The organism is Aurantimonas aggregata (assembly GCF_010500835.1).
GTDB lineage: Bacteria > Pseudomonadota > Alphaproteobacteria > Rhizobiales > Rhizobiaceae > Aurantimonas > Aurantimonas aggregata.
Genome location: NZ_JAAAMJ010000017.1, coordinates 18,008 through 41,454 on the forward strand (window position 1 = coordinate 18,008; position 23,447 = coordinate 41,454).

General features: G+C 68.0%; 24 protein-coding genes. 17 read left to right on the top strand and 7 right to left on the bottom strand.

The window, feature by feature from the left end; translation table 11 throughout:
- Positions 1–13: 13 nt before the first annotated feature.
- Positions 14–3,811 carry a methionine synthase gene (gene metH / locus GTW51_RS17660; RefSeq protein WP_203566157.1) on the bottom strand — a complete coding sequence of 1,266 codons (3,798 nt, stop codon included), beginning with the start codon at positions 3,809–3,811 and terminating at the stop codon, positions 14–16.
- A gap of 165 nt (positions 3,812–3,976) precedes the next feature.
- Here metH and GTW51_RS17665 point away from each other — a divergent pair, with 165 nt between their 5' ends.
- From GTW51_RS17665 to GTW51_RS17685, 5 genes are all read left to right on the top strand, one after another.
- Positions 3,977–4,600 carry a Uma2 family endonuclease gene (locus tag GTW51_RS17665; RefSeq protein WP_163045387.1) on the top strand — a complete coding sequence of 208 codons (624 nt, stop codon included), beginning with the start codon at positions 3,977–3,979 and terminating at the stop codon, positions 4,598–4,600.
- 13 nt (positions 4,601–4,613) lie between these two features.
- On the top strand, positions 4,614–5,879 hold the full coding sequence (locus GTW51_RS17670; protein ID WP_163045388.1) for an MFS transporter: 1,266 nt from the start codon (positions 4,614–4,616) through the stop codon (positions 5,877–5,879).
- A 201-nt stretch (positions 5,880–6,080) separates the two neighbouring features.
- Entirely contained in the window at positions 6,081–7,034 is a 954-nt protein-coding gene (locus tag GTW51_RS17675) for a Bug family tripartite tricarboxylate transporter substrate binding protein (RefSeq protein WP_425483278.1), read from the top strand.
- Entirely contained in the window at positions 7,031–7,522 is a 492-nt protein-coding gene (locus tag GTW51_RS17680) for a tripartite tricarboxylate transporter TctB family protein (RefSeq protein WP_163045390.1), read from the top strand. The genes GTW51_RS17675 and GTW51_RS17680 overlap by 4 nt, the downstream gene beginning before the upstream one ends.
- An 18-nt stretch (positions 7,523–7,540) precedes the next feature.
- On the top strand, positions 7,541–9,058 hold the full coding sequence (locus GTW51_RS17685; protein WP_163045391.1) for a tripartite tricarboxylate transporter permease: 1,518 nt from the start codon (positions 7,541–7,543) through the stop codon (positions 9,056–9,058).
- Positions 9,059–9,079: 21 nt separating this feature from the next.
- Here GTW51_RS17685 and GTW51_RS17690 read toward each other — a convergent pair whose 3' ends face one another.
- Complete coding sequence (locus GTW51_RS17690) at positions 9,080–10,444, bottom strand: aspartate aminotransferase family protein (RefSeq protein WP_163045392.1); 1,365 nt, start codon at positions 10,442–10,444, stop codon at positions 9,080–9,082.
- A 234-nt stretch (positions 10,445–10,678) separates the two neighbouring features.
- On the opposite strand from GTW51_RS17690, the gene GTW51_RS23600 reads away from it, so the two are divergent.
- The gene (locus GTW51_RS23600) at positions 10,679–10,849 is read left to right on the top strand and encodes a hypothetical protein (RefSeq protein WP_203566158.1); all 171 of its coding nucleotides are present in this window, start codon (positions 10,679–10,681) and stop codon (positions 10,847–10,849) included.
- A gap of 73 nt (positions 10,850–10,922) precedes the next feature.
- Here the strand turns inward: GTW51_RS23600 and phnF (GTW51_RS17695) are convergent, their stop codons facing one another.
- Both phnF (GTW51_RS17695) and GTW51_RS17700 read right to left on the bottom strand, forming a co-directional pair.
- Positions 10,923–11,705: a phosphonate metabolism transcriptional regulator PhnF gene (phnF, locus tag GTW51_RS17695; protein ID WP_246233246.1), complete on the bottom strand. Its 783-nt coding sequence runs from the start codon at positions 11,703–11,705 to the stop codon at positions 10,923–10,925.
- Between the two features lie 4 nt (positions 11,706–11,709).
- On the bottom strand, positions 11,710–12,921 hold the full coding sequence (locus tag GTW51_RS17700; protein WP_246233247.1) for an alpha-D-ribose 1-methylphosphonate 5-triphosphate diphosphatase: 1,212 nt from the start codon (positions 12,919–12,921) through the stop codon (positions 11,710–11,712).
- Between the two features lie 71 nt (positions 12,922–12,992).
- On the opposite strand from GTW51_RS17700, the gene GTW51_RS17705 reads away from it, so the two are divergent.
- The 3 genes from GTW51_RS17705 to phnE are packed head-to-tail and all read left to right on the top strand — an operon-like array spanning position 12,993 to position 15,497.
- Positions 12,993–13,850, top strand: a complete 858-nt coding sequence (locus tag GTW51_RS17705) for a PhnD/SsuA/transferrin family substrate-binding protein (RefSeq protein ID WP_163045394.1) — start codon at positions 12,993–12,995, stop codon at positions 13,848–13,850.
- A gap of 2 nt (positions 13,851–13,852) precedes the next feature.
- Positions 13,853–14,698, top strand: coding sequence for a phosphonate ABC transporter ATP-binding protein (locus GTW51_RS17710; RefSeq protein ID WP_343034051.1), 846 nt, complete (start codon positions 13,853–13,855; stop codon positions 14,696–14,698).
- Positions 14,691–15,497: a phosphonate ABC transporter, permease protein PhnE gene (phnE, locus tag GTW51_RS17715; RefSeq protein ID WP_163045396.1), complete on the top strand. Its 807-nt coding sequence runs from the start codon at positions 14,691–14,693 to the stop codon at positions 15,495–15,497. The genes GTW51_RS17710 and phnE overlap by 8 nt, the downstream gene beginning before the upstream one ends.
- Positions 15,498–15,556: 59 nt before the next feature.
- On the opposite strand, the gene phnF (GTW51_RS17720) is transcribed toward phnE, so the two are convergent.
- Entirely contained in the window at positions 15,557–16,282 is a 726-nt protein-coding gene (gene phnF / locus GTW51_RS17720) for a phosphonate metabolism transcriptional regulator PhnF (RefSeq protein WP_163045397.1), read from the bottom strand.
- Positions 16,283–16,405: 123 nt separating this feature from the next.
- Here phnF (GTW51_RS17720) and phnG point away from each other — a divergent pair, with 123 nt between their 5' ends.
- From phnG to GTW51_RS17740, 4 genes are all read left to right on the top strand, one after another.
- Positions 16,406–16,873 (top strand): phosphonate C-P lyase system protein PhnG, encoded by a 468-nt coding sequence (gene phnG / locus GTW51_RS17725; RefSeq protein ID WP_163045398.1) that lies wholly within the window; start codon positions 16,406–16,408, stop codon positions 16,871–16,873.
- Positions 16,873–17,475, top strand: coding sequence for a phosphonate C-P lyase system protein PhnH (gene phnH / locus GTW51_RS17730; protein ID WP_163045399.1), 603 nt, complete (start codon positions 16,873–16,875; stop codon positions 17,473–17,475). The genes phnG and phnH overlap by 1 nt, the downstream gene beginning before the upstream one ends.
- Position 17,476: 1 nt before the next feature.
- A complete protein-coding gene (locus GTW51_RS17735) occupies positions 17,477–18,580 on the top strand; it encodes a carbon-phosphorus lyase complex subunit (RefSeq protein WP_163045400.1) in 1,104 nt (367 codons plus the stop codon).
- 163 nt (positions 18,581–18,743) lie between these two features.
- Entirely contained in the window at positions 18,744–19,619 is an 876-nt protein-coding gene (locus tag GTW51_RS17740) for an alpha-D-ribose 1-methylphosphonate 5-phosphate C-P-lyase PhnJ (protein WP_163045401.1), read from the top strand.
- 28 nt (positions 19,620–19,647) lie between these two features.
- Here GTW51_RS17740 and GTW51_RS17745 read toward each other — a convergent pair whose 3' ends face one another.
- Together GTW51_RS17745 and GTW51_RS17750 are read right to left on the bottom strand one after the other, a co-directional pair.
- A complete protein-coding gene (locus tag GTW51_RS17745) occupies positions 19,648–19,878 on the bottom strand; it encodes a BrnA antitoxin family protein (RefSeq protein ID WP_163045447.1) in 231 nt (76 codons plus the stop codon).
- A gap of 64 nt (positions 19,879–19,942) precedes the next feature.
- Positions 19,943–20,239: a BrnT family toxin gene (locus GTW51_RS17750; protein ID WP_163045402.1), complete on the bottom strand. Its 297-nt coding sequence runs from the start codon at positions 20,237–20,239 to the stop codon at positions 19,943–19,945.
- 77 nt (positions 20,240–20,316) lie between these two features.
- Here GTW51_RS17750 and phnK point away from each other — a divergent pair, with 77 nt between their 5' ends.
- The 4 genes from phnK to phnC all read left to right on the top strand — a co-directional run bounded on the left by phnK (position 20,317) and on the right by phnC (position 23,428).
- On the top strand, positions 20,317–21,111 hold the full coding sequence (phnK, locus tag GTW51_RS17755; RefSeq protein WP_163045403.1) for a phosphonate C-P lyase system protein PhnK: 795 nt from the start codon (positions 20,317–20,319) through the stop codon (positions 21,109–21,111).
- 3 nt (positions 21,112–21,114) lie between these two features.
- A complete protein-coding gene (phnL, locus tag GTW51_RS17760; protein WP_163045404.1) occupies positions 21,115–21,837 on the top strand; it encodes a phosphonate C-P lyase system protein PhnL in 723 nt (240 codons plus the stop codon).
- Entirely contained in the window at positions 21,837–22,454 is a 618-nt protein-coding gene (locus GTW51_RS17765; protein ID WP_163045405.1) for a DapH/DapD/GlmU-related protein, read from the top strand. Before phnL ends, GTW51_RS17765 begins: the two co-directional genes overlap by 1 nt.
- Positions 22,455–22,573: 119 nt before the next feature.
- A complete protein-coding gene (gene phnC, locus GTW51_RS17770) occupies positions 22,574–23,428 on the top strand; it encodes a phosphonate ABC transporter ATP-binding protein (RefSeq protein ID WP_163045406.1) in 855 nt (284 codons plus the stop codon).
- Positions 23,429–23,447 lie beyond the last annotated feature (19 nt).

Genomic DNA, 23,447 nt, shown 5'->3' on the forward strand with positions numbered 1-23,447 from the left:
GGGAGCCCCTCGCCTATTCCGCCGCCTCGGCGCGCGGTTGCTCGGCCGGCTTCGGCACGTAGTTGAGCACCGGCGCCAGCCAGCGCTCGACCTCCAGCACGTCCATTCCCTTGCGGGCGGCATAGTCCTCGACCTGGTCGCGCTCGACCTTGGCGACGCCGAAATAATGCGCCTCCGGATGGCCGAGATAGATCCCCGAGACCGACGAGCCCGGCCACATGGCGAAGCTCTCGGTCAGCTTGACGCCGATCGCCGCTTCCGCGTCGAGCAGGTCGAAGATCGTCGTCTTCTCGGTATGGTCGGGCTGCGCCGGATAGCCCGGCGCCGGCCGGATGCCGCGATATGGCTCGCCGATCAGCTCGTCCGGCTTGTAGGTCTCGTCCGTCGCGTAGCCCCAGAACTCGCGGCGCACCTTCTCGTGCAGCCGTTCGGCGAAAGCCTCGGCGAAGCGGTCGGCGAGCGCCTTGACCATGATCGAGGCATAGTCGTCATTGGCCTTGGCGAAGCGGTTGGAGATCGCCTCCTCCTCGATGCCGGCGGTGACGACGAAGGCGCCGACATGGTCGGGTCGGCCGGTTTCCGCCGGCGCGACGAAGTCGGCCAGCGCGAGGTTCGGCCGGTCGCCGCGCTTGGTCAGCTGCTGGCGCAGCGTGAACAGCGTCGCCAGCTCGGCCTTGCGGTCCTCGCCGGTATAGAGGCGGATGTCGTCGCCCACGGAATTCGCCGGCCAGAAGCCGATGACGGCCTGCGGGCGGAACCACTTTTCCGCGATGATCTGCTTCAGCATCGCCTGCGCGTCGGCGAACAGCGACCGCGCCGCCTCGCCCTGGCGCTCGTCCTGAAGGATCCCCGGATAGCGGCCCTTCATCTCCCAGGTCTGGAAGAACGGCGTCCAGTCGATGTAGTGCGACAGCTCCTCGAGGTCCCAGTCGCTGAACACCCGCGTACCGCTGAAGGACGGCGCGGTCGGCTCGTAGCTTGCCCAGTCGGTCTGGAAGCGGTTGGCGCGCGCCTTGACGAGGGCGAGCCGCTGCTTGTCGCGCTCGCTGCGCTCATGCGCGTCGGCGAGCTTCTTGTACTCGTCGCGGACCGTCTGGATCGTCTGGTCGCGGGTCTCCTCCGAGATCAGGCTGGAGACGACGCCGACGGCACGGCTGGCATCGGTAACGTAGACGCTCTGGCCGCGTTCGTAGCGCGGGTGGATCTTCACCGCCGTGTGGACGCGGCTGGTCGTCGCCCCGCCGATCAGCAGCGGGATGTCGAAGCCCTCGCGCTCCATCTCGGCCGCGACATGCACCATCTCGTCGAGCGACGGGGTAATCAGCCCGGAAAGGCCGATGATATCGACCTTTTCCGTGCGCGCCACCTCGAGGATCTTCGAGGCCGGCACCATGACGCCGAGATCGATGACCTCGTAATTGTTGCAGGCGAGGACGACGCCGACGATGTTCTTGCCGATGTCGTGGACGTCGCCCTTGACGGTCGCCATCAGCACCTTGCCGGCGTTCTTGCGGCCCTCGCCGCCGTTCAGCCGCTTCTCCTCCTCCATGTAGGGAAGGAGATGGGCGACGGCCTGCTTCATCACGCGGGCCGATTTCACCACCTGCGGCAGGAACATCTTGCCGGCGCCGAACAGGTCGCCGACGATGTTCATGCCGTCCATCAGCGGCCCCTCGATGACGTGCAGCGGACGCGCGGCTTCGAGCCGCGCCTCCTCGGTGTCGAGGTCGATATACTCAGTTATGCCGTTGACGAGGGCGTGGGCGAGCCGGTCGCCGACCGGCTTCTCGCGCCAGGCGAGATCCTGGACGCGGGCTTCCTTGCCGGCGGTGCCGCGATATTTCTCGGCGATCTCCAGCATCCGGTCGGTCGCCGTGCCGCCGCCCTTCGGCTGGCGGTTGAGGACGACGTCCTCGCAGGCCTCGCGCAGGTCGGCCTCGATCGTGTCGTAGACCGCCAGCTGGCCGGCATTGACGATGCCCATGTCCATGCCCGCCTGGATGGCGTGGTAGAGGAACACGGCGTGCATCGCCTCGCGCACCGGCTCGTTGCCGCGGAACGAGAAGGAGAGGTTCGACACGCCGCCCGAGATGTGGACATGCGGCAGGGTCGACGTGATCCGGCGCGTCGCCTCGATGAAGTCGACGCCGTAATTGTCGTGCTCCTCGATTCCGGTGGCCACCGCGAAGACGTTCGGATCGAAGATGATGTCCTCGGGCGGGAAGCCGACCTCTTCGGTCAAGAGCTTGTAGGCCCGCGTGCAGATCTCGACCTTGCGCGCCTCGGTGTCGGCCTGGCCCTCCTCGTCGAAGGCCATGACGACGACGGCGGCGCCATAGGCGCGCACCAGACGGGCCTGATTCAGGAAGGCTTCCTCGCCCTCCTTCATCGAGATCGAATTGACGATCGACTTGCCCTGGACGCATTTCAGCCCGGCCTCGATGATCGACCATTTCGAGGAGTCGATCATCACCGGGACGCGCGCGATGTCGGGCTCGGCGGCGACGAGGTTGAGAAACTCGACCATCGCCCGCTCGGAGTCGATCAGGCCCTCGTCCATGTTGATGTCGATGATCTGGGCGCCGTTCTCGACCTGGTCGCGCGCGACGACGAGCGCCGCGGCGAAGTCGCCGGCGGTGATCAGCTTGCGGAATTTCGCCGAGCCGGTGACGTTGGTCCGCTCGCCGACATTGACGAAGGGAATCTCGGACGTCAGCGTGAAGGGCTCGAGGCCCGACAGGCGCATCAGCGGCTCGATGACCGGGATCGGCCGCGGCTTGTAGCCCGCCAGCATCGTCGCCAGCGCCTTGATGTGGTCGGGCGTCGAGCCGCAGCAGCCGCCGACGATGTTGACGAGGCCTTCCTTGGCGAAGATCTCGACCTCGGCGGCCATGGCGTCCGGGCTCTGGTCGTATTCGCCGAACTCGTTCGGCAGGCCGGCATTCGGATAGGCGCAGACCAGCGTGTCGGCGGCGGCCGAAATCTCCGACAGATGGTCCCGCATCGCGCTCGCGCCGAGCGCGCAGTTGAGACCGATGGTGAAGGGCCTCGCGTGGCGAACCGAGTGCCAGAACGCCGTCGGCGTCTGGCCGGAGAGCGTACGGCCGGACAGGTCGGTGATCGTGCCGGAGATCATCAGCGGCAGGTCGACGCCCTTCTCGGCGAAGATCTCCTCGCAGGCGAAGATCGCCGCCTTGGCGTTCAGCGTGTCGAAGATCGTCTCGATCAGGATCAGGTCGACGCCGCCATCGATCAGGCCGCGCAGCTGCTCGCCATAGGCGATGCGCAGATCGTCGAAGGAGGTGGCGCGATAGCCCGGATTGTTGACGTCCGGCGAGATCGAGGCGGTGCGGTTGGTCGGCCCGAGCGCCCCGGCGACGAAGCGGCGCTTGCCGTCCTTCTGCTCGGCGCGGATGCAGGCGCGCCGCGCCAGCCGCGCGCCGTCGCGGTTCAACTCGTAGACCTGGTCCTCCATCTGGTAGTCGGCCTGGGCGATGGTGGTCGAGGAGAAGGTGTTGGTTTCCAGAATGTCCGCGCCGGCGATGGCGTAGGCGTAGTGGATGTCCTCGATAGCCTTCGGCTGGGTCAGGTTCAGGAGATCGTTGTTGCCCTGGACATGGCATTCGCAGGCGCCGAAGCGGTGGCCGCGGAAATCGTCCTCGCCCAGACCCAGCAGCTGGATCTCGGTGCCCATCGCGCCGTCGAGGATAAGGATGCGTTCGGACGCCGCCTTGCGCAGGGCCCTTGCGGCCTCCGCCGGCGAACGCCCTTCGGTCAGTGCTCCGAAGAGCTGGTCGAGCGTATCGATCATGGGGGACGTACCTTCCGTCATTCACGGCAGGAAATCACATAAAGATATGCTTATGTCAACAAACGCGCTTTCCCGCGGGTGTCGGATGCCTTGAGACGTTACGCCTTGAATTGGGCGTCCGTTCCACGGATTACTATGCCATCGACCATCGCGAAGGGTCGCGCCATGTCCAAACTCATCGCTTACCCGATCGACGACGACACCGCCGTTGCGCCCAACACGACGCGCGCCGCCGAAGGCCTGCCGCGCCGCCGGTTCACCGTCGCGGAGATCGAGGCTTTCGTCGAGACCGGCGTCATTCCCGAGAAAGAACGGTTCGAACTGATCGGCGGGGAGATCGTCCCGATGTCACCGAAGGGCATGACGCACGAGCGGATCAAGATGTGGCTGAACGAACAGCTGGTCCGCAACCTTCCGCGCCAGTTCGCAACCAACCCCGAGACGACCTTCCGGCTGGCCGACGACACGTTCCTCGAACCCGACTTCGTGGTGTTCGAACGCGCCTCGGGGCTGGAGCGGCTCGACGGCGGCACCTGCCTGCTGGCGATCGAGATCGGCCTGTCGAGCCTTTCCTACGATCGCGGCCGCAAGGCCGAGATCTACGCCGCGTTCGGCGTCCGGGAGTTGTGGGTCATCGACGGCCGCCGGCTGGAAACGCGGGTGTTTCGGGAGCCGGGAGCAGAGGGGTATGGCGTCATCAGCGACGTTGCTGCCGGGGAGGCGCTGGAGCCGCTGGGCGTGCCGAGCTTTGCGCTGCGGCTGGAAGAGTACGGGCGGTTCCTGGGGTAGATGCTGGTGAGAATTGCCTGAAACGGAAGAAACCAGTTCTGTTTCAGATGCGGCACGGAACGCATTTTCGCTGCCAGCCTTCTTCACCGGTCCCCAAGATGAGGCCGCTGTAGTGATTGTTCGAAATCGAATTGCGATCGTCGGTTTCATAGCGACAGCCGTGGCCTTCGGGCCCGGGCGCATGGCCTACGGTCTATTCCTTCCGCAGTTAAGGGAAGAGTTCTCGTTCGGCGCGGGCGTGGCTGGCGGTATCGCGAGTTTTGCATTTGCGTCCTTCTTTCTCGCGCTCTTCCTGACCGGTTGGCTGACCTCCCGGTTCGGGCCGAGATTGCCGGTTCTCCTCGGAGGATGCGTTGCCACGATGGGGTTCGCCCTTACGGCCTATTCCTCCGACCTGATTGTCATGAGCCTCGGCGTTGCCATGGCCTCTGGAAGCGCGGGGTTCGCCTGGACCCCCTTCAACGCGATGGCTGAACATGCCGTGGCAGATCGCTACGAGAAGCGCGTCCTGTCGATCGTCAGCACGGGAACAACATTCGGCATCGTTGCCGCTGGGCTGCTGGCTCTTGGCGTCGCCGCCCTCGGGCAGTCCTGGCGGATGGCCTGGTGGGCTTTCGCGCCCATAGGGCTATGCGCCGTCATCGCCCCGATCATCCTCCTGTCGAAGCGTGATGGCTTCGACCGCCCGAGTCCCGTCGACCTGCGCAAGGTTCTGAGACGCGTCAGCACTCGCGCGGCCGTTCCGCTCTACGGCTTTGCGTTCTCCTTCGGCGCAACGAATGGCACCTATCTTTCCTATTGGATCGAACACGTCACCGAGGCGGGCGGGCTCGCCGGTCTCTCCAGCAATCTGACCGGCCCGGTTCTTTTCCTGGCTTTCGGACTGGCTGGCTCTTTGGGCCTCCTCACGGGCGACGTCGAGAAGAAGGTGGGCCTGCGTGCCTTGCTTCTAGGACTGTTCGCCAGTTCGGGCGTCTCTTTACTGCTGCTGGCTTATCTGCCGCATAGCTGGGTGGGCGCCATCGTCTCCGCCGCTCTGCAAGGCATTTGCCTCATGGCGCTCAGTGCGACCTACTCGTTCTGGAGCGAGCGCCTGTTTCCGGACATCGCGACGACCGGCTTCACCGCCGTTCTCATGGTCTACGCACTGGGCAATGTGGTCGCTCCGCCGCTGGCAGGGCTGGTGAACTCGGGTTTGGGACTCGGCAATACGATTGCTCTTTTCGGCCTCCTGTCTTTCGCGTCCCTGTTCATGGTTCGCAGCGTGGAGGAGATCTGAGAAGGCAACGTCAGTTGCCGCGAACCAGCGCGCCCTCCCCATCGAGCCGCTTGCAACTTGCGCGTTTCTGGCGTTACGCATCCTGTGCAGGATCCGTCGGCGCCTGTCATCAGGGGCCTGCCTCGCCGACGCGTTGGGACGCGGGCGCGGGGTGGTCCGACAGGCCGAGCCGGGCGGACCACCTTGGGAGGAAAGACCATGCTGAAACGCTTGCTCGGTGCCGCGCTGATCGCCGGCATCACCGCGACGGGCGCCCTCGCCCAGACCGAAAGCTACACGATCATCGCGCCGGCGGCGCCCGGCGGCGGCTGGGACCAGACCGCCCGCACCATGCAGACCGCGATGCAGGAAGCCGGCGTCGCCGGCGACGTGCAGGTCGTCAACGTTCCCGGCGCCGGCGGCACGATCGGCCTGGCGCAGTTCATCTCGCAGAACAGCGGCGATGCCTCGGCGCTGATCGTCGGCGGCTACGTCATGGTCGGCGCGATCCTGACCAACAACGCGCCCTATTCGCTCGACGACGTCACCCCGATCGCCCGCCTCACCGGCGAATACGAGGCGATCGTCGTGCCGGCCGCCTCGGACTTCCAGACCATCGACGACCTCGTCGCCGCGATGAAGGCCGATCCCGGCGCCGTGGCGATCGCCGGCGGTTCGGCCGGCGGCACCGACCACATCGCCGCGGGCCTGCTGGCGGAAGCATCCGGCGTCGACCCAAAGCTGATCAACTACATCGCCTTCTCCGGCGGCGGCGAGGCGCTGGCGGCCATTCTCGGCCAGCAGGTCGCGGCCGGCATTTCCGGCTACGGCGAGTTCGAGTCGCAGATCGCCGCCGGCACGCTGCGTCTCCTGGCGATGACCAGCGAAGAGCCGATCGAGGGCATCGACGCGCCGACGCTGAAGAGCTCGGGCATCGACGTGGTGATCCAGAACTGGCGCATGGTCGCGGCCGCGCCGGACATCACCGACGAACAGAAGGCGCAGATCACCGCCGACATCGAGAAGATGGTGAAGTCCGAACAGTGGCAGGAAGCGCTGGAGCGCAACGGCTGGGAAGATACCTATCTCTCCGGCGACGCCTTCACCGCGCAGCTGGCGACGGACGTCGAGACGACCCGCGCCATCCTCAAGACCATCGGCCTCGTCCAGGAATGAGCGAGAACGTCCCGTCCTCCGGGACCAGCCGCCGCCGCCCAGACTGGGCGGCGGTCGCCATCGGCATCGCGCTGCTGGCGCTCGCCTTGGTGATCTTCTGGAACACGCTGCTGGTCACCGGCGGCGCCTATACGCAGATTGGCCCGAAGGCATTTCCCTACGCCATCGCGGCCTTTCTCGGCGTCCTCTCGATCTGGACGATCGCCAGCGCGCTGCGCGGCGGCTTTCCCGAACGCGAGCATGACGCGGTCGGCCCGATCGTCTGGATCGTCGGCGGGCTGACGGCGCAGCTGCTGCTCCTGAATGTCGTCGGGTTCTCCATCGCCACCGGCCTGCTCTTTGCCGCGACCGCCAAGGCCTTCGGGCGGGGCGCCTTCTGGAAGACCATCCCGATCGGCATCCTCCTGTCGCTGGCGCTCTGGCTCATGTTCACCAAGCTTCTCAAGCTCTCGCTGCCGGCAGGCGTGCTGGAGCGACTTTTCGGCTGAGGGCCGGCAGGAATCGCCATGGACACGTTCGTGCTTCTCGGCCAGGGCATCCTCACCGCCCTCGAGCCCACCAACCTGATGTACGCGCTGATCGGCGTCACGCTCGGCACCGCGGTGGGCGTGCTGCCCGGCATCGGCCCGGCGCTCACCGTCGCGCTGCTGCTGCCGGTGACCTACCAGCTCGACGCGGCCGGCTCGCTGATCATGTTCGCCGGCATCTATTACGGCGGCATGTATGGCGGCTCGACCACCTCGATCCTCCTTAACACGCCCGGCGAGAGCGCCTCGATCGTCACCGCGCTGGAGGGCAACAAGATGGCCCGCGCCGGCAGGGGCGGTCCGGCGCTGGCGACGGCGGCCATCGGCTCCTTCGTCGCCGGCCTGATCGCCACGATGGGCCTCGCGCTGATCGCGCCGGTGATCGTGCGCTTCGCGCTGTCCTTCGGTCCGGCCGAGTATTTCGCCCTGATGGTGCTGGCCTTTGTCACGGTCTCGGCAGCCTTCGGCGATTCCACACTGCGCGGCCTCACCGCGCTGGGCATCGGCCTGGCGCTCGGCCTCGTCGGCATCGATTTGCAGACCGGGCAGGCGCGCTTAAGCTTCGGCGTTCCCGACCTCTATGACGGCATCGAGGTGACCACGCTGGCCGTCGCGCTGTTCGCCATCGGCGAGACGCTGACCGTCGCCGCCTCCTCGCAGCGCCTGCAGGAAAAGGTCGAGGCGATCCGCGGCTCGGTTTGGATGACGAAGGCCGACTGGCAGCGCTCGTGGAAGCCGTGGCTGCGCGGCACGGCGATCGGCTTTCCGATCGGCGCGATGCCGGCGGGCGGCGCCGAGATCGGCACGTTCCTGTCCTATGCCACCGAAAAGCAGCTATCGAAGCACCCGGAAGAATTCGGCCACGGCGCCATCGAGGGCGTCGCCGGGCCGGAAGCCGCCAACAACGCCTCGGCCGCCGGCACGCTCGTGCCGCTCTTGACGCTCGGCCTGCCGACGACCGCGACCGCGGCGATCATGCTCGCCGGCTTCCAGCAATTCGGCCTGCAGCCGGGACCGCTGCTGTTCGCGACGCGGCCGGAACTGGTCTGGGGGCTGATCGCCAGCCTGCTCGTCGCCAATCTGATGCTGCTGGTGCTGAACCTGCCGCTGGTCGGCCTCTGGGTCCGGCTGCTGACGATCCCGCGGCCGTGGCTCTATGCCGGCATCCTGGTCTTCGCGACGCTCGGCACGATCGGCGCCAACCCCTCGCCGATCGAGCTCGGCATGCTGCTCGGCTTCGGCCTGCTCGGCTACATGCTGCGCCGCTTCGGCTATCCGATCGCGCCGGTGGTGGTGGGGCTGATCCTCGGGCCGCTGGCCGAGCAGCAACTGCGCCGGGCGCTGGCGATCAGCCAGGGCGATCCGAGCGTCTTGGTCGGCTCGCCGCTGACGATCATCCTGCTGACGCTGGCGCTGCTCGCGCTGGTCGTGCCGCTCGTCATGCGTGCCCGCGGCCGCGGCCAGGTGCTCAGCCAGATGGCCGCCGACGAGGACTGACGTCCCCGTCGGCGCTCCGTATCACAGCGTTGCGTGCAGCTCGTCGAGGCTCTTGCGGGTGGTCTCGACGATCAGGTCGATATGCGCCTTCTCAATGATCAGCGGCGGGCAGTAGGCGAGCGCGTCGCCGATCGGCCGGGAGATGATGCCGTTCTTCTGCAGGATGGCGAAGGCATGGGCGCCGAGCGCGCCGGGCTTCTCCAGCGCGGTCTTGGCGGCCTTGTCGGTGACCAGCTCGACCGCGGCGATGAGGCCGACGCCGCGCACTTCGCCGACCAGCGGGTGGTCTTCGAGGGTGCGCAAGCCCGCCTGCATCAGCTCGCCCATCTCGGCGGCGCGAGCGACAAGGCCGCGCTCCTCGATGATGTCGAGATTTTCCATCGCCACGGCGGCCGCCACCGGATGGCCGGAGGCGGTGTAGCCGTGGCCGAACGTGCCGATCTCCGACGACTGGTCGGCCACCGGCTGGTAGACGCGGTCGTTGATCAGCAGCGCCGAGATCGGCAGGTAGGACGAGGACAGCGCCTTCGACAGCGTCATGATGTCGGGCTCGATATTGTAGGTCTGGCTGCCGAACATCTGACCGGTGCGGCCGAACCCGCAGATCACCTCGTCGGCGACGAGCAGGATGTCGTGCCGCTTCAGCACCGCCTGGATCTTCTCCCAGTAGGTCGCCGGCGGCACGACGACGCCGCCCGCGCCCATCACCGGCTCGCCGATGAAGGCGGCGATCGTGTCCGGGCCTTCGGCCTGGATCAGCGCTTCCAGATCCTCGGCGCAGCGGGTGGCGAAGGCCTCCTCGCTCTCGCCGTCACGGCCCTCGCGCCAGTAATGCGGGCAGGTCGTGTGGAAGATGCCCTCCATCGGCAGGTCGAAGGCGCGGTGGTTGTTGGGAAGGCCGGTGAGGCTGGCCGAGGCCAGCGTGACGCCGTGATAGCCACGGATGCGGCTGATGATCTTCTTCTTCTGCGGCAGGCCGAGCGCGTTGGAGCGGTAGCGCACCAGCTTGATCATCGTGTCGTTGGCTTCGGAGCCGGAATTGGTGAAGTAGGCCTTCGACATCGGTACCGGCGCCATCGCGACCAGCCGCTCGGCGAGCTCGATCGCGGGCCCATGCGATTTGTGGCTGAACGTGTGGTAATAGTTGAGCTGCGCCATCTGCCGGCTTGCCGCATCGACGAGGCGCTTCTCGCCGAAGCCGACCGCCACCGACCAGAGCCCGGCCATCGCCTCGATGTAGCGGTTGCCGTCGGTGTCCGTGACGAACACCCCCTCGCCCTTGTCGATGATGATCGGACCCGTCGCCTCGTGCTGGCGGGCATTGGTGTAGGAGTGGAGGTGGTACGCGATGTCGCGGGCCTCGATCGAATTCGGCTGCACGGTCATGAAGGTCTCCGGGTCTCGTTCCAGCCGCGCGGGGCCGACTGTGGGCAGGTCTGCGATGGCATGAACTTCAAGCTCCTTGCCGGCGCGGCTCGCTCCTAGCGGTAGGCCCTTGCGGGCACGGGGGTCAAGAACGGCGCCGAGCTATTCCGTCGCCGCATGGAAGCCAGCTGTTTTCGTCTCTACCGATCGCCATGCTGCATCGCGATATTGAGGGCATCACTCGAGGAGAGTTCCATGTCCCAGTCCACAAGTTTCACCAGCAGGGTCGCCGGCCAGATCCGCGGTTTCGCCAGCCTGCTGGTCCATTCGAACCGCTGCGCGGCCGCCGTCGAGGCGGGTCGCCGTCCCGACCCGCGTTCGCTCAAGGCGCTCGGCATCGACCCGACGAGCTTCGACCGCTTCTGATGCGCTGACCATCGTTGCGGCCCAGGCCGCGACGCGATGACTGCTGGCACGGTTGTTCCGCAGGAGCCGGTCCTCATCGCGGATGCGGGGCGTCGAAGACGAAGTCGACGGACGTCAGCAGCCAGCAGCCGGTGCTCCATTCGATCCGGTTGCCTGCCGCGTCGCCATTGACGGAGCTGGTGCGGAAGACCGGCGTGCTGGGCGTCAGCGCCAGCTGGCTGGCTTCCTCGACGGTGGCGAAACCGCCGCTGATCCGCGTCTCGATGCGGCGATACTTGCCGATGCCATGCGCGACGAAGACGTCGGTGACCGATTGCCGCCTGGCATAGACCGCGGCGAAGTCCGGCAGCAGCCTCGCCGGCAGGATCTTGGTGCTGGCGTGGATCGGCTGCCCGTCGGCGGCGCGCACCCGGCACAGGCGGATGACCGGCGCGCCGACCGGCAGATGCAGCTGCGCCGCCGCCGCCGCATCCGCGAAATCCTCCTCCAGCACCAGCGTATGGGTCTCGACCAGCTTGCCGTCGGCGCGCAGGCTGTCGAAGAAGCGGCTGCCGTCGCGCACCGACAGCGCCGATGGCGGGCTGCGCACGAACACGCCGACGCCCTTGCGCGAGGTCAGGTGCCCCTCCTGCTGCAATTGCAGCAGCGCCTGGCGCAGCGTGATGCGCGTGACGCCGAACATCTCGGCCAGATGCACCTCGCCGGGCAGCTGGCTGCCCGGAAGGAGCCGTCCGTCCTCGATCAGCGCCAGCACGTGGTCGTGGATCTGCTGCCAGATCGGCGCATCGCTGCGCGGCCGGAACACCAGTCCGCCGAAATCCGGCGTGTCGGCGATGCGCGAGACGTTGCTGCTCATGTCCTCACCCCACCGCCAGTGCCGGCGCCGCCACCGACGGCGCCGCGACGGGCGATTCGCCCAGCGCCCGGCGTGCATGGACGATACGCCCGGCGACCATCGTCGCAACGACCTGCGGGTGATGCCGGTCGGACATATCCACCAGGATCAGGTCCGCACGCTTCCCCGTTGCCAGGCTGCCGCGATCCGGCAGGCCGGCCGCCCGCGCCGCATTGGCCGAGACCAGCGACCAGTAGCGGGCCAGCGCGGCAGGGTCGCCATCGGCCAGGGCAAACGCCGCATGCAGCGGCGATGGATAGTGGTAGTCGCTGGTCAGGACCGTGCAGTGGCCGGCTTCGACTGCGGTGCGGGCGTCCATCGCGCCATTGTGGCTGCCGCCGCGCACGACGTTCGGCGCGCCGAGGATGACGTCCTCGCCGCCGGCGCGGGCGGCCGCGGCCGTCTCGACGTTCAGCGGAAACTCGCAGGAGCGCGCGCCGAGCGCCCGGAAGCGGGCGCGCTCCTCGGGCGATGATTCGTCGTGGGCGAGCAGCACGTTGCCGCCTGCCCGCGCAGACGCCGCCAGTTCCGCAATGGCGGCGGGCACCTCGTCCCGCCGCGCCCAGACCGCGTCGAGCAGCGCCATGTAGTCCTCGCGGGAAAGGCCGGAGCGCTCGGCCATCTGGCCGATCTTGCGGGCGATCGTCCCCTTCAGCACAGAGCCCGTCGTGTGGTCGTTGAAGGCGAGGATCGGCGACGGCTCGAGCGACAGCCATTCGGTCACCTCGGCCACTGCGTCGAGCGCGAAGGTCTCCCAGCGCAGATGCAGGCGCGTGTCGCAGCTGAGGCGCGGGCGCAGCGCGTAGAGCGACGCGATGAAGCTGCGCGCCGCCTCGAGCGAGCGCAGCCCCGGCTCCCAGGAAATCGTCACGCCATGGAACGTCGTGGTGATGCCGTTGGCGACCAGCTGCCGGTCGGTATCGCGCAGCGCCAGGCCGACATCGAAGCGCACCCCCGGCCGCGGCATGATCTGCCGCTCGAAGGCGTCGCCGTGGATGTCGATGATGCCGGGCAGGACCAGCAGGCCGCTTGCGTCCAGGCGCCGCGGCCGCCCGGCCGTGTCCGCGATGTGCGCGCCCTCGACGTGCAAGGGCCGTTCGCTCCAGTCGCCATCCACCAGCGCCCGCCCGTTCTCGATCACCCAGCTCATCGTCGTCGCCCTGTCCTCGCGTGTCATCGACGCGTCATCTGCTGTCTATACAGGTACCCCCGAACCCAATCTCCTGTCTATACAGAAGGACCGCCAAAATGCTTCGTTCCCTGGTTTTCGCCCTCGCCGCCACGGTGGCCACGACGGTCTCGGCCTATGCCGAGCCGGTCCGCTTCGCCGTCACCGACATCGAGGGTCTTGAGGCCCTGCAGCAGGAATTCGGCGGCTTCCAGGAAGCCCTCGAAGCCGAGACCGGCCTCGACATCGAGCTCATCGCCGTCAGCTCGCGCACCGCGGCCGTCGAGGCGCTGAACGCCGGACAGGTCGAGCTGGTCCTGACCGGCCCGGCCGAATACGTGGTGATGAAGGAACTCAGCGATCCGCGGATCGTTGTCGCCTGGCAGCGTCCGGACTATTTCGCCCAGATCGCCGTCCTCGCCGACGGGCCCATCCGCACCATCGAGGACCTGAACGGCAAGAAGATCGCCTTCGGCTCGGTCGGCTCGACCTCGCAGCATCTCGGACCCGCACAGGCACTCGCCGACCAGGGCATCGTCTATGGCGAGGACTACGAGGCGGTGATCATCTCGCGCAACGTCGCGGCCGAAGCGCTTATCCGCGGCGACATCGCCGCGATGGGGCTAAATTTCGGCCACCTCAACTCGATCCGCGAAGCCTTCCCCGATCAGGCCTTCGCCGTCGTCGCCCGTGGCCGCGACCTGCCGAACGACATTCTCGTCGCCCGCAAGGACATTCCGGAAGAGACCTTCGAGACGATCCGCGACGCCTTTCTCGAAAAGGGCAACGAGCTGATGGGCGCCGTGCTGCAGGGCGAGGACAACCAGAAGTTCAAGGGCGGCACGTTCCTCACCGACATCGACGACAGCGAATACGACTACGTGCGCTCGATGTACCGCACGATCGGCGTCGACACCTTCACCGCCTTCGTCGAATGAGCGTGGCGCTGACCCAGACCCCTGCGACGGGAGGGCGGTTCCGGCCGCCCGTCCCCACACCGCCAGCAGAGGTCCTGCAGGCGATTAACGGCCTGCCGTCCTCGACCATCATCAGCACCCGCGATCTCGGCAAGTCCTATGCGAACGGGAAACCTGTCTTCGCCGGACTGAAGATCGACATCAAGACCGATCAGCGCGTCGCGCTGATCGGGTCGAACGGCGCCGGCAAGTCGACGCTGCTGAAATGCCTGGTCGGCCTGCTGCCGCTCAGCGACGGCGAGATCATGACGCTGGGCGAGACCTTCCGGTCGGCGCCGAGCGGAGCGCAGCTGCAGCGCCTGCGGCGGCAGATAGGCTTCGTCTTCCAGCACCACGGCCTGGTCGGGCGCCAGTCCGTGCTGACCAACGTCATCCAGGGCAAGCTCGGCCTGCCCGGCGGCTGGCGCGCCTGGCACCATTCGCTGGCCCGCGAGGACTGGCGCGAGGAGGCGATGGCGGTGCTCGCCGAAGTGCGCCTCGCCGACAAGGCATCGTCCCGCGCCGACCAGCTTTCCGGCGGCCAGGCCCAGCGCATCGCCATCGCGCGGGCGCTGATCCGCAAGCCGAAGCTGCTGATTGCCGACGAACCCGCCGCCAGCCTCGACCCGGCGGTCGGGCGGGAGATCATGACGATCTTCTCCGACCTCGCCGCCGAGCACGGCATCACGCTGGTGTACACGACGCACGACATGGAGCACGCGTTGAACTACTCCGACCGGATCATCGCGCTGAAGGCCGGCCGGGTGCATTTCGACCTGCCGACCCCGATGGTCGACCGGCAGCAGATGGAAGACGTCTTCCATGGCTGAAGCGCCCGCTCCGTCACGCGTGCCCTCGCGTCTGCCGTCGATCTCGCCGATCACCTTCACCCTGCTCGTCGCCTTCGCAGCGGTGTTCCTGGTCTCGCTCGGCGAAGTCGCGCCGTCGCCCGAGCGGCTGGCCGCCGGGGCGCCGCAGATGATCGAGCTGATCGGCCGGATGCTGCCGCCCAATCTCGAGCCGTCATTCCTCCAGCGCATGGGCTGGCGCATTCTCGAGACGCTGCAGATCGCGCTCGTCGGCACGGTGATCGGCGTCGTCATCAGCCTGCCGATCGCCTGGCTGGCGGCGCGCGGCATCTCGCCGCTCGGCGCCTTTCGGCAACTGCCGCGGGCGCTCGTCTCGCTGTTCCGCACCATACCGGATCTCGTGTGGGCGCTGATCTTCGTGTCGACCGTCGGCCTCGGCGCCGTTGCCGGCACGATGACCATCGTCGTCGATACGGTCGGCTTCTGCGGCCGGTTCTTCGCCGAAGCGATGGAGGAGGCCGACAAGAAGCCGCAGGAGGCCCTGCGGGCGATCGGCGCATCCCAGGTGAGCGTGCTGTTCGGCGCGACGCTGCCGAGCATCATGCCGACGCTGATCAACAGCTCGCTGTTCGCGCTGGAGAAGGGCGTCCGCTCCTCGGTGGTGCTGGGCCTCGTCGGCGCCGGCGGCATCGGCCAGGAGCTGAAGGTCGCCTTCGATCTCTTCCAGTACCGCAACGCCTCGGCGATCATCCTCGCCATCTTCGCGATCGTGCTGGTGATGGAATATTTCACCGACCGGCTGCGCGCCCGGTTCCAGTAGGCCGGTCGATGATCGTGCTCACAGCAGCCTCGAGGGCCGGTCGGCCGATGAGGCCGCGCTCAGCTGTCGAAGACGAGCTCCACCCGGTCGGCGAGGAAGCGGCTGCGGGAGAACTGGATCGGCACGCCGTCGGCATCGTAGTTCGCCGACTCCGACACGATGACGATCGCGTCCGAAGCGCAGCCGAGGTGCTCGGCGTCGTCGTGCGCGACACGCTCGGCGGTGATCCTGGTGCTGCGGCGGGCGTAGTCCGCGACGCCGTGGGCGGCGAGCGCCTTCGTGATCGACCCGGTCTCGGCATAGGCGGCAACGATGCGCGGGAAGCGATCGGCCGGAAACCAGCTGGTGCCAACCGACAGCGGCACGCCGTCGGCGACGTTGAGGCTTTCGAGCCGGACGAGCGCCGCGCCCGGCGCAAGCTGCAGCTGGTTGGCGATGTGGCGATCGGCGCTCTCCCGGCCGGAGCCGATGAGCCGGCCCGCCGCCTGGCGGGCATTCTGCGAGATGTTCTCGGTAAACCGCGTGCGGGCGCCGACGGGATAGACGATCCGGTCGGGCCGGCGCTCGACGAAGGTGCCGCGCCCGCGCTCCGGGCGCAGCAGCCCTTCGGCCGCCAGCGCCGCGATCGCCCTCCGCACCGTATGGCGGTTGACGCCGAAGCGGGCCGCCAGCTCGGTCTCGACCGGCAGCCTGTCGGGCGCGCCCGCCCCGGCGGCGCCGATCATCGCGCGGATTTCGTCGGCGACCTTGCGCCAGCGCGCGATGCCATCGGCCGTGTCGTCCATGATTCTGCCCCTGCCCCGTCTGTCCGACGCACGATCGTCATTGTCACGTCATCGTCGCTTGTGTATCTATCATCGAGCAGATCTAGTTGTCTACTCCAATAGACTAATAGGAACGAAGCCTTCATGTCAGCCGCTCCCGGCCATCCGTCCGACCCGACCGCCCGCCGCCGCGCCATGGGCGCCTTCGCCGCCAGCGACGCGCCGACGCTGGCGGCCGCCTGGGACGCCATAGCCGGCGAGACGGCGGCCACCAGCCTGCGCGGGCCCGAAGCCGGGCTTGTGATGCTGCGCGGCCGGATCGGCGGCGGCGGCGCGCCGTTCAATCTCGGCGAGGCCAGCGTGACGAGAGCCAGCGTCCGCCTCGCCTCAGGCGAGGTCGGCCACGCGATGGTGCTCGGCCGCGACACCGACCACGCCCGGCTTGCCGCCCAGCTCGATGCCGGCTGGCAGCGCGACGACTGGCGGGACGCGATCGAGGCCGAGGTCGTCGAGCCGGCCTTGGCGAAGCAGGCGGAGGCCGACCGGCACTCCGCCGAGGAGACGGAAGCGACCCGAGTCGACTTCTTCACCATGGTCCGGGGAGACGATTGATGGCCGACACGATGGCTCCCCTCGAAGGCGGTTTCGCCGACCCGGTGTTCGACGCCCAGGCGGCGTTTTCCGCGATCATGGGCGCGTTCGCCCGACCCGGCACCATCGTCGACCTCGCAGGTCTTGCCCAGCCCCCGGCACCGGTACCGCCGGCGGCCGGCGCCTTCCTGGCAGCACTGGCCGATTACGACACGCCGGTCTGGCTCGACGACGCGGCGAAGGCTACCGGCATCGCCGATTGGCTGATCTTCCATACCGGCGCGGCGATCGTTGCCGATCCCGCGGCGGCGTCCTTCGCGCTGATCTGCGAGCCATCCGCGCTGCCGTCGCTGTCGCGCTTCGCCGTCGGCACGGCCGACTTCCCCGACCGCTCGGCAACGCTGATCCTCTGCCTGCCGGACCTGCGCGGCGGCCCGACGCTGCTTCTCACCGGTCCCGGCATCGAGACCGAAGCCTTCGCCAGCCCGCGGGGGCTGCCGGCGAGCTTCCTTTCCGACTGGGCCGACAATCGCGGCCTCTATCCCTGCGGCATCGACGTGCTGCTCGTTGCCGGCGCCGAGGCACTCGGCCTGCCGCGCACCACACAGATCGCGGAGCGCTGAGATGTATGTCGCCGTCAAGGGAGGCGAGGCCGCCATCGGCGCCGCCCACCGCCTGCTCGCCGATCGTCGCCGCGGCGACCGCAATGTCCCGGCGCTGACGCTGGAGCAGATCGCCGGTCAGCTGGCGCTGGCCGTCGACCGGGCGATGGCCGAGGGCTCGCTCTACGACCCCGAGCTCGCGGCGATGGCCGTGCGCCAGGCGCGCGGCGATCTGATCGAGGCGATCTTCCTGATCCGCGCCTATCGCACGACGCTGCCGCGCTTCGGCTACTCCGTGCCGGTCGACACCGGCGCGATGCGGATCGAGCGCCGCGTCTCGGCGACCTACAAGGACCTGCCGGGCGGCCAGCTGCTGGGGCCGACCTTCGACTACACGCACCGGCTGATCGATCCGGCGATGGCCGGCGACGAGCCGGTCGAGGCCGGGGCCCGGCGCGACTGGCCGGGCGAGCGCTGCGCGCGGGTCACCGACATTCTCGGCGAGGACGGGCTGATCGAGCCCGATGCCGCCGCCGAGACCAGCGAGCCGGGCGACCTCACCCGCGAGCCGCTGGAATTTCCCGCCGGAAGGGACCTCCGGCTGCAGGCGCTGTCGCGCGGCGACGAGGGTTTCCTGCTGTCGCTCGCCTATTCGACCCAGCGCGGCTTCGGCCGCTCGCATCCGTTCGTCGGCGAGATCCGCATCGGCTTCGTCGATGTCGAGATCGAGATGCCGGAAGTGGGCTTTCCCGTCACCATCGGCCGGGTGCGGCTGACCGAGTGCCAGATGGTCAACCAGTTCAAGGGTTCGGCCGAGGAGCCGCCGCAGTTCACCCGCGGCTACGGCCTCGTCTTCGGCCAGTCGGAGCGCAAGGCGATGGCGATGAGCCTCGTCGACCGGGCGCTCAGGGCGGACGAGTTCGGCGAGGAGCGCAACGCCCCGGCGCAGGACGAGGAATTCGTCATGGCCCATTCCGACAACGTCCAGGCAACGGGCTTCGTCGAGCACCTGAAGCTGCCGCATTACGTCGACTTCCAGGCCGAGCTCGACCTCGTCCGCCGCCTGCGGCGCGAGCATGCTGCGGCAACCGAAGCGGGCGATGAGCTGAAGGACGCGGCGGAATGAGTGCCCGCTTCGCCTCAGCGGTCCCTACGGCTCAGCAGGTACCAGGCGACCGCCAGGCCGCCGAGGATGGCGGCCAGTTTGCCGAGTGCCAGCCAGCCGGCTCCCATCGCCTTTCCCCTTCGCGGCTTTCCGCGCTCTCCATTCCAGCAGAAGGCCCGGCACGATGACGGCGGCGCTTCCGACCTACAACTTCGCCTATCTCGACGAGCAGACCAAGCGGATGATCCGCCGGGCCCTCCTGAAGGCGATCGCCATCCCCGGCTACCAGGTCCCTTTTGCCTCGCGCGAGATGCCGATGCCCTATGGCTGGGGTACCGGCGGCGTGCAGGTGACGGCGGCGATCATCGGGCCGGCCGACGTGCTCAAGGTCATCGACCAGGGCGCCGACGACACCACCAACGCCGTGTCGATCCGCGCCTTCTTCGAGAAGACCGCCAGGGTGGCGACGACCACGAAGACCGTCGATGCGACGATCATCCAGACCCGGCATCGCATGCCGGAAACGCCGCTGACCGCCGGCCAGACGCTGGTCTTCCAGGTGCCGATCCCCGAACCCTTGCGCTTCCTCGAGCCGCGCGAGACCGAGACACGGGTGATGCACGCGCTGGAGGAATACGGGCTGATGCACGTCAAGCTCTACGAGGACATCGCCCGGCACGGCCACATCGCGACGACCTATGCCTATCCGGTGAAGGTCGAGGGGCGCTACGTCATGGACCCCTCGCCGATCCCGAAATTTGACAACCCGAAGCTGCATCGCTCACCGGCCCTCCAGCTTTTCGGCGCCGGCCGCGAGAAGCGCATCTACGCGCTGCCGCCCTTCACCGACGTGGTCAGCCTCGACTTCGAGGACCATCCCTTCGCGGTCCAGACCTTCGACAGGCCCTGCGCGCTGTGCGGGGCGGAGAACGTCTATCTCGACGAGGTCGTCACCGACGACAAAGGTGGCCGGATGTTCGTCTGCTCCGACACCGACTGGTGCGAAACCCGCCGCGAGGCGGGGCATGTCGGGGATGGCGGGCCGGAGGCGACGCGATGAGGACGGGTGCCGAAAGGCTCGAGCTCCGTTATTTCGCTGGCGCGACGGCCCGAAGCGCGTCGTTGAGACGCTCCTCCCAACCATCTCCGGTCTTCCGGAACCTGGCGACGAGATCGTCGTCGACGGCGACCCGTGTCCTGCCCAGTCGACGCGCTTCGTATTCGACCCACGGTATCAGGACGGTATCCTCAGGAAGCGGCGGGCAATCTGGATCGGATAACGCGTCCGCCGTGATGGCGGCGTCCTCTTCCGGCGTCATTTCCGCCAAGGCCCGCTTCACCGCAGCCCGCGCCGCTTCCCACTTCTCGGGGCTGGGCGAATGGTCAGCGATCGCCGATCTGCGTGTAACGCTCATAGAGACTAATCTCCCTCTTGTTCGCCTTTCGGAGCGATATGAACCTGCGACGGTCGTTGCGTTCAGTATAGACCAGGAAATGGGCACGGCCATCGATCATGCCAATGGCCTGTATACGCCGTTCGCCGTAGTCCCAGCGCCCATCGTCGGCAATCATCGCCGAGGTGAAATCGAAGCGGAGCACGTCTTCGAAGGGCGGCCGGCCGCGGGCGACGTTCTCGGCCGCCTTGCGATCATCCCATTCGAAAAGCGGCCCCTCGACCATTCGTCGACACTATCGGCGACGCCTGCGAAAGGCGAGCGACAGGGCGCTGTCCCCGAAGTCATCTGCGAGCTTGTCCCATGAGCCAATCAATCCCCGCCGACGCAGGGCCCCTCCTCTCCGTCCGGGACATCACCAAGACCTACGGCGCGCGCGTCGGGTGCGAGGACGTGTCGTTCGACGTCTGGCCGGGCGAGGTCGTCGCCATCGTCGGCGAGTCCGGGTCCGGCAAGACGACGCTCCTGAACTGCATCTCGACGCGCCTCGCGCCGACGTCCGGGACGATCTCCTACGCCATGCGCGACGGCACGATGCGCGACCTCGCCAGCCTCGGCGAGGCCGAGCGGCGGCTGTTGATGCGCACCGACTGGGGCTTCGTCCACCAGCATGCGAGCGACGGCCTCAGGATGCGCGTCTCGGCCGGGGCAAATGTCGGCGAGCGGCTGATGGCGGTCGGCGACCGCAACTACGGCGAGATCCGCGCGACGGCGACCGACTGGCTCGGCCGCGTCGAGATCGCCGCCGACCGGATCGACGACCAGCCGGTAGCGTTTTCCGGCGGCATGCGCCAGCGCCTGCAGATCGCCCGCAACCTCGTCACCCGCCCGCGCCTCGTCTTCATGGACGAGCCGACCGGCGGGCTCGACGTCTCGGTGCAGGCGCGGCTGCTCGACCTGATCCGCACGCTGGTGTCGGAAATGGGCCTGTCGGTGGTGATCGTCACCCACGACCTCGCGGTCGCCCGTCTTTTGTCGCAGCGCATGATCGTGATGAAGGCGGGGCGGATCATCGAGCACGGCCTGACCGACCGCGTCCTCGACGACCCGCACCACGCCTATACGCAGCTCCTCGTCGCCTCGATCCCGGAAAGCTGAGCCATGTCCGACCAATCCCAACCGATCCTGACGGTGCAGGGCGTCGCCAAGACTTTCACCATGCATCTGCGCGGCGGGCTGCGCCTGCCGGTGGTCGCCGGTGCCGCCTTCACGGTCGGCCCCGGCGAATGCGTCGTCCTCGGCGGCCCGTCCGGCGTCGGCAAGTCCTCGATCCTGCGCATGGTCTACGGCAACTACGCCGTCGATGGCGGGCAGATCCTGATCCGCGATCCAAAGAGCGGCCACGAGGCGGATCTCGCCAGCGGCGACCCGCGCGAGATCATCGCGCTCCGCCGTGATGCCATCGCCTATGTCAGCCAGTTCCTGCGGGCGATTCCGCGCGTGCCGGCGATCGACGTGGTGGCCGAGCCGCTGGTCTCGCGCGGCACATCGGTCGAGGCGGCGCGGGCGCGGGCGAAGGAACTGCTGACCCGCCTCAACCTGCCGGAAGCCCTGTTCGAGCTGCCGCCGGCGACGTTTTCCGGCGGCGAGAAGCAGCGGGTGAACATCGCGCGCGGCTTCATCACCGACCATCCGCTGCTGCTGCTCGACGAGCCGACCTCCTCGCTGGACGCCGAGAACCGCGACGTCGTCTGCGCCATGATCGAGGCCAAGAAGGCCGAAGGGACCGCCATTCTCGGCATCTTCCACGACGGCGAGGTGCGCGACCGGATCGCGACGCGGATCGTCGACGTCTCAACATTCTCGGCCCGGGCGGCGGCGTGATGGCGCGCCTGTCTAAACACACGCCGCTGATCCACGAGACCGCCATCGTCGAGACGACGACGATCGGCCGCTATGTCGAGATCGACGAGCGCTGCCGCGTCGCCGAGACGGTGATCGGCGACTATTCCTACATGATGCGCGATTGCGGCGTCTGGGGAACGGTGATCGGCAAGTTCGTCAACATCGCCGCCAGCGTCCGACTGAATGCCACCAACCATCCCGTCGAGCGCGCGACGCTGCACCACTTCACCTACCGCGCCGGCGACTATTTCGACGACGCCGAGGACGAGGCGCCGTTCTTCGCCGCCCGCAGGGCCCGCACCGTGACCATCGGCCACGACGTCTGGATCGGCCACGGTGTCACCGTCCTGCCGGGCGTGACGATCGGCAACGGCGCGGTGATCGGAGCCGGGGCGGTGGTCTCCAAGGACGTCGCGCCCTACACGATCGTCGGCGGTGTGCCGGCCCGGCCGATCCGGCCCCGATTTGCCGCGGAGATCGGCGCCCGGATGGACGCGCTCGCCTGGTGGGACTGGCCGCACGAGAGGCTGCGCGCGGCCCTCGACGACTTCCGCCAGCTGGACGCCGAAGCCTTCCTCGACAGGCACGGCGGCTAAGTCGGAAAAGGCTGCGCCGCCAAGTGGTTCGACCGTCACCGAACGGTCACCGGCGCGTCATCGGGCTCACATGCAGCAGGCCTAGGAAGACCCCGTCAACGAGCCCTACGGGATACAGAATGACTGCCATCGTGATCCGCGATCTCTCCAAGCGCTTCGGCCGCAAACAGGCCCTCGACAAGGTCAGCCTGACGATCGAAGAGGGCGAGATGGTCGCGCTGATCGGGGCGTCCGGTTCCGGCAAGTCGACGCTCATCCGGCATATCGCCGGACTGGAGCGCGCCGACCAGAACAGCCATTCGCAGATCCAGCTGTTCGGCGAGACGATCCAGACCGGCGGCCGGATCGGCAACGGCGCCCGCGTCATGCGGCGCGAGATCGGCGTGATCTTCCAGCAGTTCAACCTGGTCTCCCGCCTGCCGGTGATCACCAACGTGCTGCTCGGCAATCTCGGCCGGATCCCACGCTGGCGCGGCACGCTCGGCCTGTTCACCCGGGCCGAGCGGATGGCGGCCCGCGCCGCCCTCGCCCGGGTCGGCATTCCGGACGTCGCCTGGCAGCGCGCCTCGACGCTTTCCGGCGGTCAGCAGCAGCGCGCCGCGATCGCCCGCTGCCTCGTCCAGAAGTCCCGCGTGCTGCTCGCCGACGAGCCGATCGCCTCGCTCGACCCGGCCTCGGCAAGGCGGGTGATGGACGCGCTCGCCGACATCAACCGCACCGACAAGATCACCGCGGTCGTGTCGCTGCACCAGGTCGAATACGCCCGCCGCTACTGCCCGCGGACCATCGCGCTCAGGGACGGCGAGATCGTCTATGACGGCCCGTCCAGCGCCCTCACCAACGCCTTCCTCACCGAGCTCTACGGCTCCGACTCGGAAGAGCTCGTGCTGCCCGATGCGCTGCCGGTCGACGACCGGCGCGTCGCGGCGCCCAAGAAACTGTCGGTCACCACACCGGAACTCGCTCCGGCGTGACAGCAGACCTGAAACACCA

Excerpts from the sequence above, each read along its gene's own strand:
- metH (WP_203566157.1), bottom strand. The coding sequence starts at position 3,811 with ATGATCGATACGCTCGACCAGCTCTTCGGAGCACTGACCGAAGGGCGT.
- GTW51_RS17665 (WP_163045387.1), top strand. The coding sequence starts at position 3,977 with ATGTCCAAACTCATCGCTTACCCGATCGACGACGACACCGCCGTTGCG.
- GTW51_RS17680 (WP_163045390.1), top strand. The coding sequence starts at position 7,031 with ATGAGCGAGAACGTCCCGTCCTCCGGGACCAGCCGCCGCCGCCCAGAC.
- GTW51_RS17685 (WP_163045391.1), top strand. The coding sequence starts at position 7,541 with ATGGACACGTTCGTGCTTCTCGGCCAGGGCATCCTCACCGCCCTCGAG.
- GTW51_RS17690 (WP_163045392.1), bottom strand. The coding sequence starts at position 10,444 with ATGACCGTGCAGCCGAATTCGATCGAGGCCCGCGACATCGCGTACCAC.
- GTW51_RS23600 (WP_203566158.1), top strand. The coding sequence starts at position 10,679 with ATGTCCCAGTCCACAAGTTTCACCAGCAGGGTCGCCGGCCAGATCCGC.
- phnF (WP_246233246.1), bottom strand. The coding sequence starts at position 11,705 with ATGAGCAGCAACGTCTCGCGCATCGCCGACACGCCGGATTTCGGCGGA.
- GTW51_RS17700 (WP_246233247.1), bottom strand. The coding sequence starts at position 12,921 with ATGACACGCGAGGACAGGGCGACGACGATGAGCTGGGTGATCGAGAAC.
- GTW51_RS17705 (WP_163045394.1), top strand. The coding sequence starts at position 12,993 with ATGCTTCGTTCCCTGGTTTTCGCCCTCGCCGCCACGGTGGCCACGACG.
- phnE (WP_163045396.1), top strand. The coding sequence starts at position 14,691 with ATGGCTGAAGCGCCCGCTCCGTCACGCGTGCCCTCGCGTCTGCCGTCG.
- phnF (WP_163045397.1), bottom strand. The coding sequence starts at position 16,282 with ATGGACGACACGGCCGATGGCATCGCGCGCTGGCGCAAGGTCGCCGAC.
- phnG (WP_163045398.1), top strand. The coding sequence starts at position 16,406 with ATGTCAGCCGCTCCCGGCCATCCGTCCGACCCGACCGCCCGCCGCCGC.
- phnH (WP_163045399.1), top strand. The coding sequence starts at position 16,873 with ATGGCCGACACGATGGCTCCCCTCGAAGGCGGTTTCGCCGACCCGGTG.
- GTW51_RS17735 (WP_163045400.1), top strand. The coding sequence starts at position 17,477 with ATGTATGTCGCCGTCAAGGGAGGCGAGGCCGCCATCGGCGCCGCCCAC.
- GTW51_RS17740 (WP_163045401.1), top strand. The coding sequence starts at position 18,744 with ATGACGGCGGCGCTTCCGACCTACAACTTCGCCTATCTCGACGAGCAG.
- GTW51_RS17745 (WP_163045447.1), bottom strand. The coding sequence starts at position 19,878 with ATGACGCCGGAAGAGGACGCCGCCATCACGGCGGACGCGTTATCCGAT.
- GTW51_RS17750 (WP_163045402.1), bottom strand. The coding sequence starts at position 20,239 with ATGGTCGAGGGGCCGCTTTTCGAATGGGATGATCGCAAGGCGGCCGAG.
- phnK (WP_163045403.1), top strand. The coding sequence starts at position 20,317 with ATGAGCCAATCAATCCCCGCCGACGCAGGGCCCCTCCTCTCCGTCCGG.
- phnL (WP_163045404.1), top strand. The coding sequence starts at position 21,115 with ATGTCCGACCAATCCCAACCGATCCTGACGGTGCAGGGCGTCGCCAAG.
- GTW51_RS17765 (WP_163045405.1), top strand. The coding sequence starts at position 21,837 with ATGGCGCGCCTGTCTAAACACACGCCGCTGATCCACGAGACCGCCATC.
- phnC (WP_163045406.1), top strand. The coding sequence starts at position 22,574 with ATGACTGCCATCGTGATCCGCGATCTCTCCAAGCGCTTCGGCCGCAAA.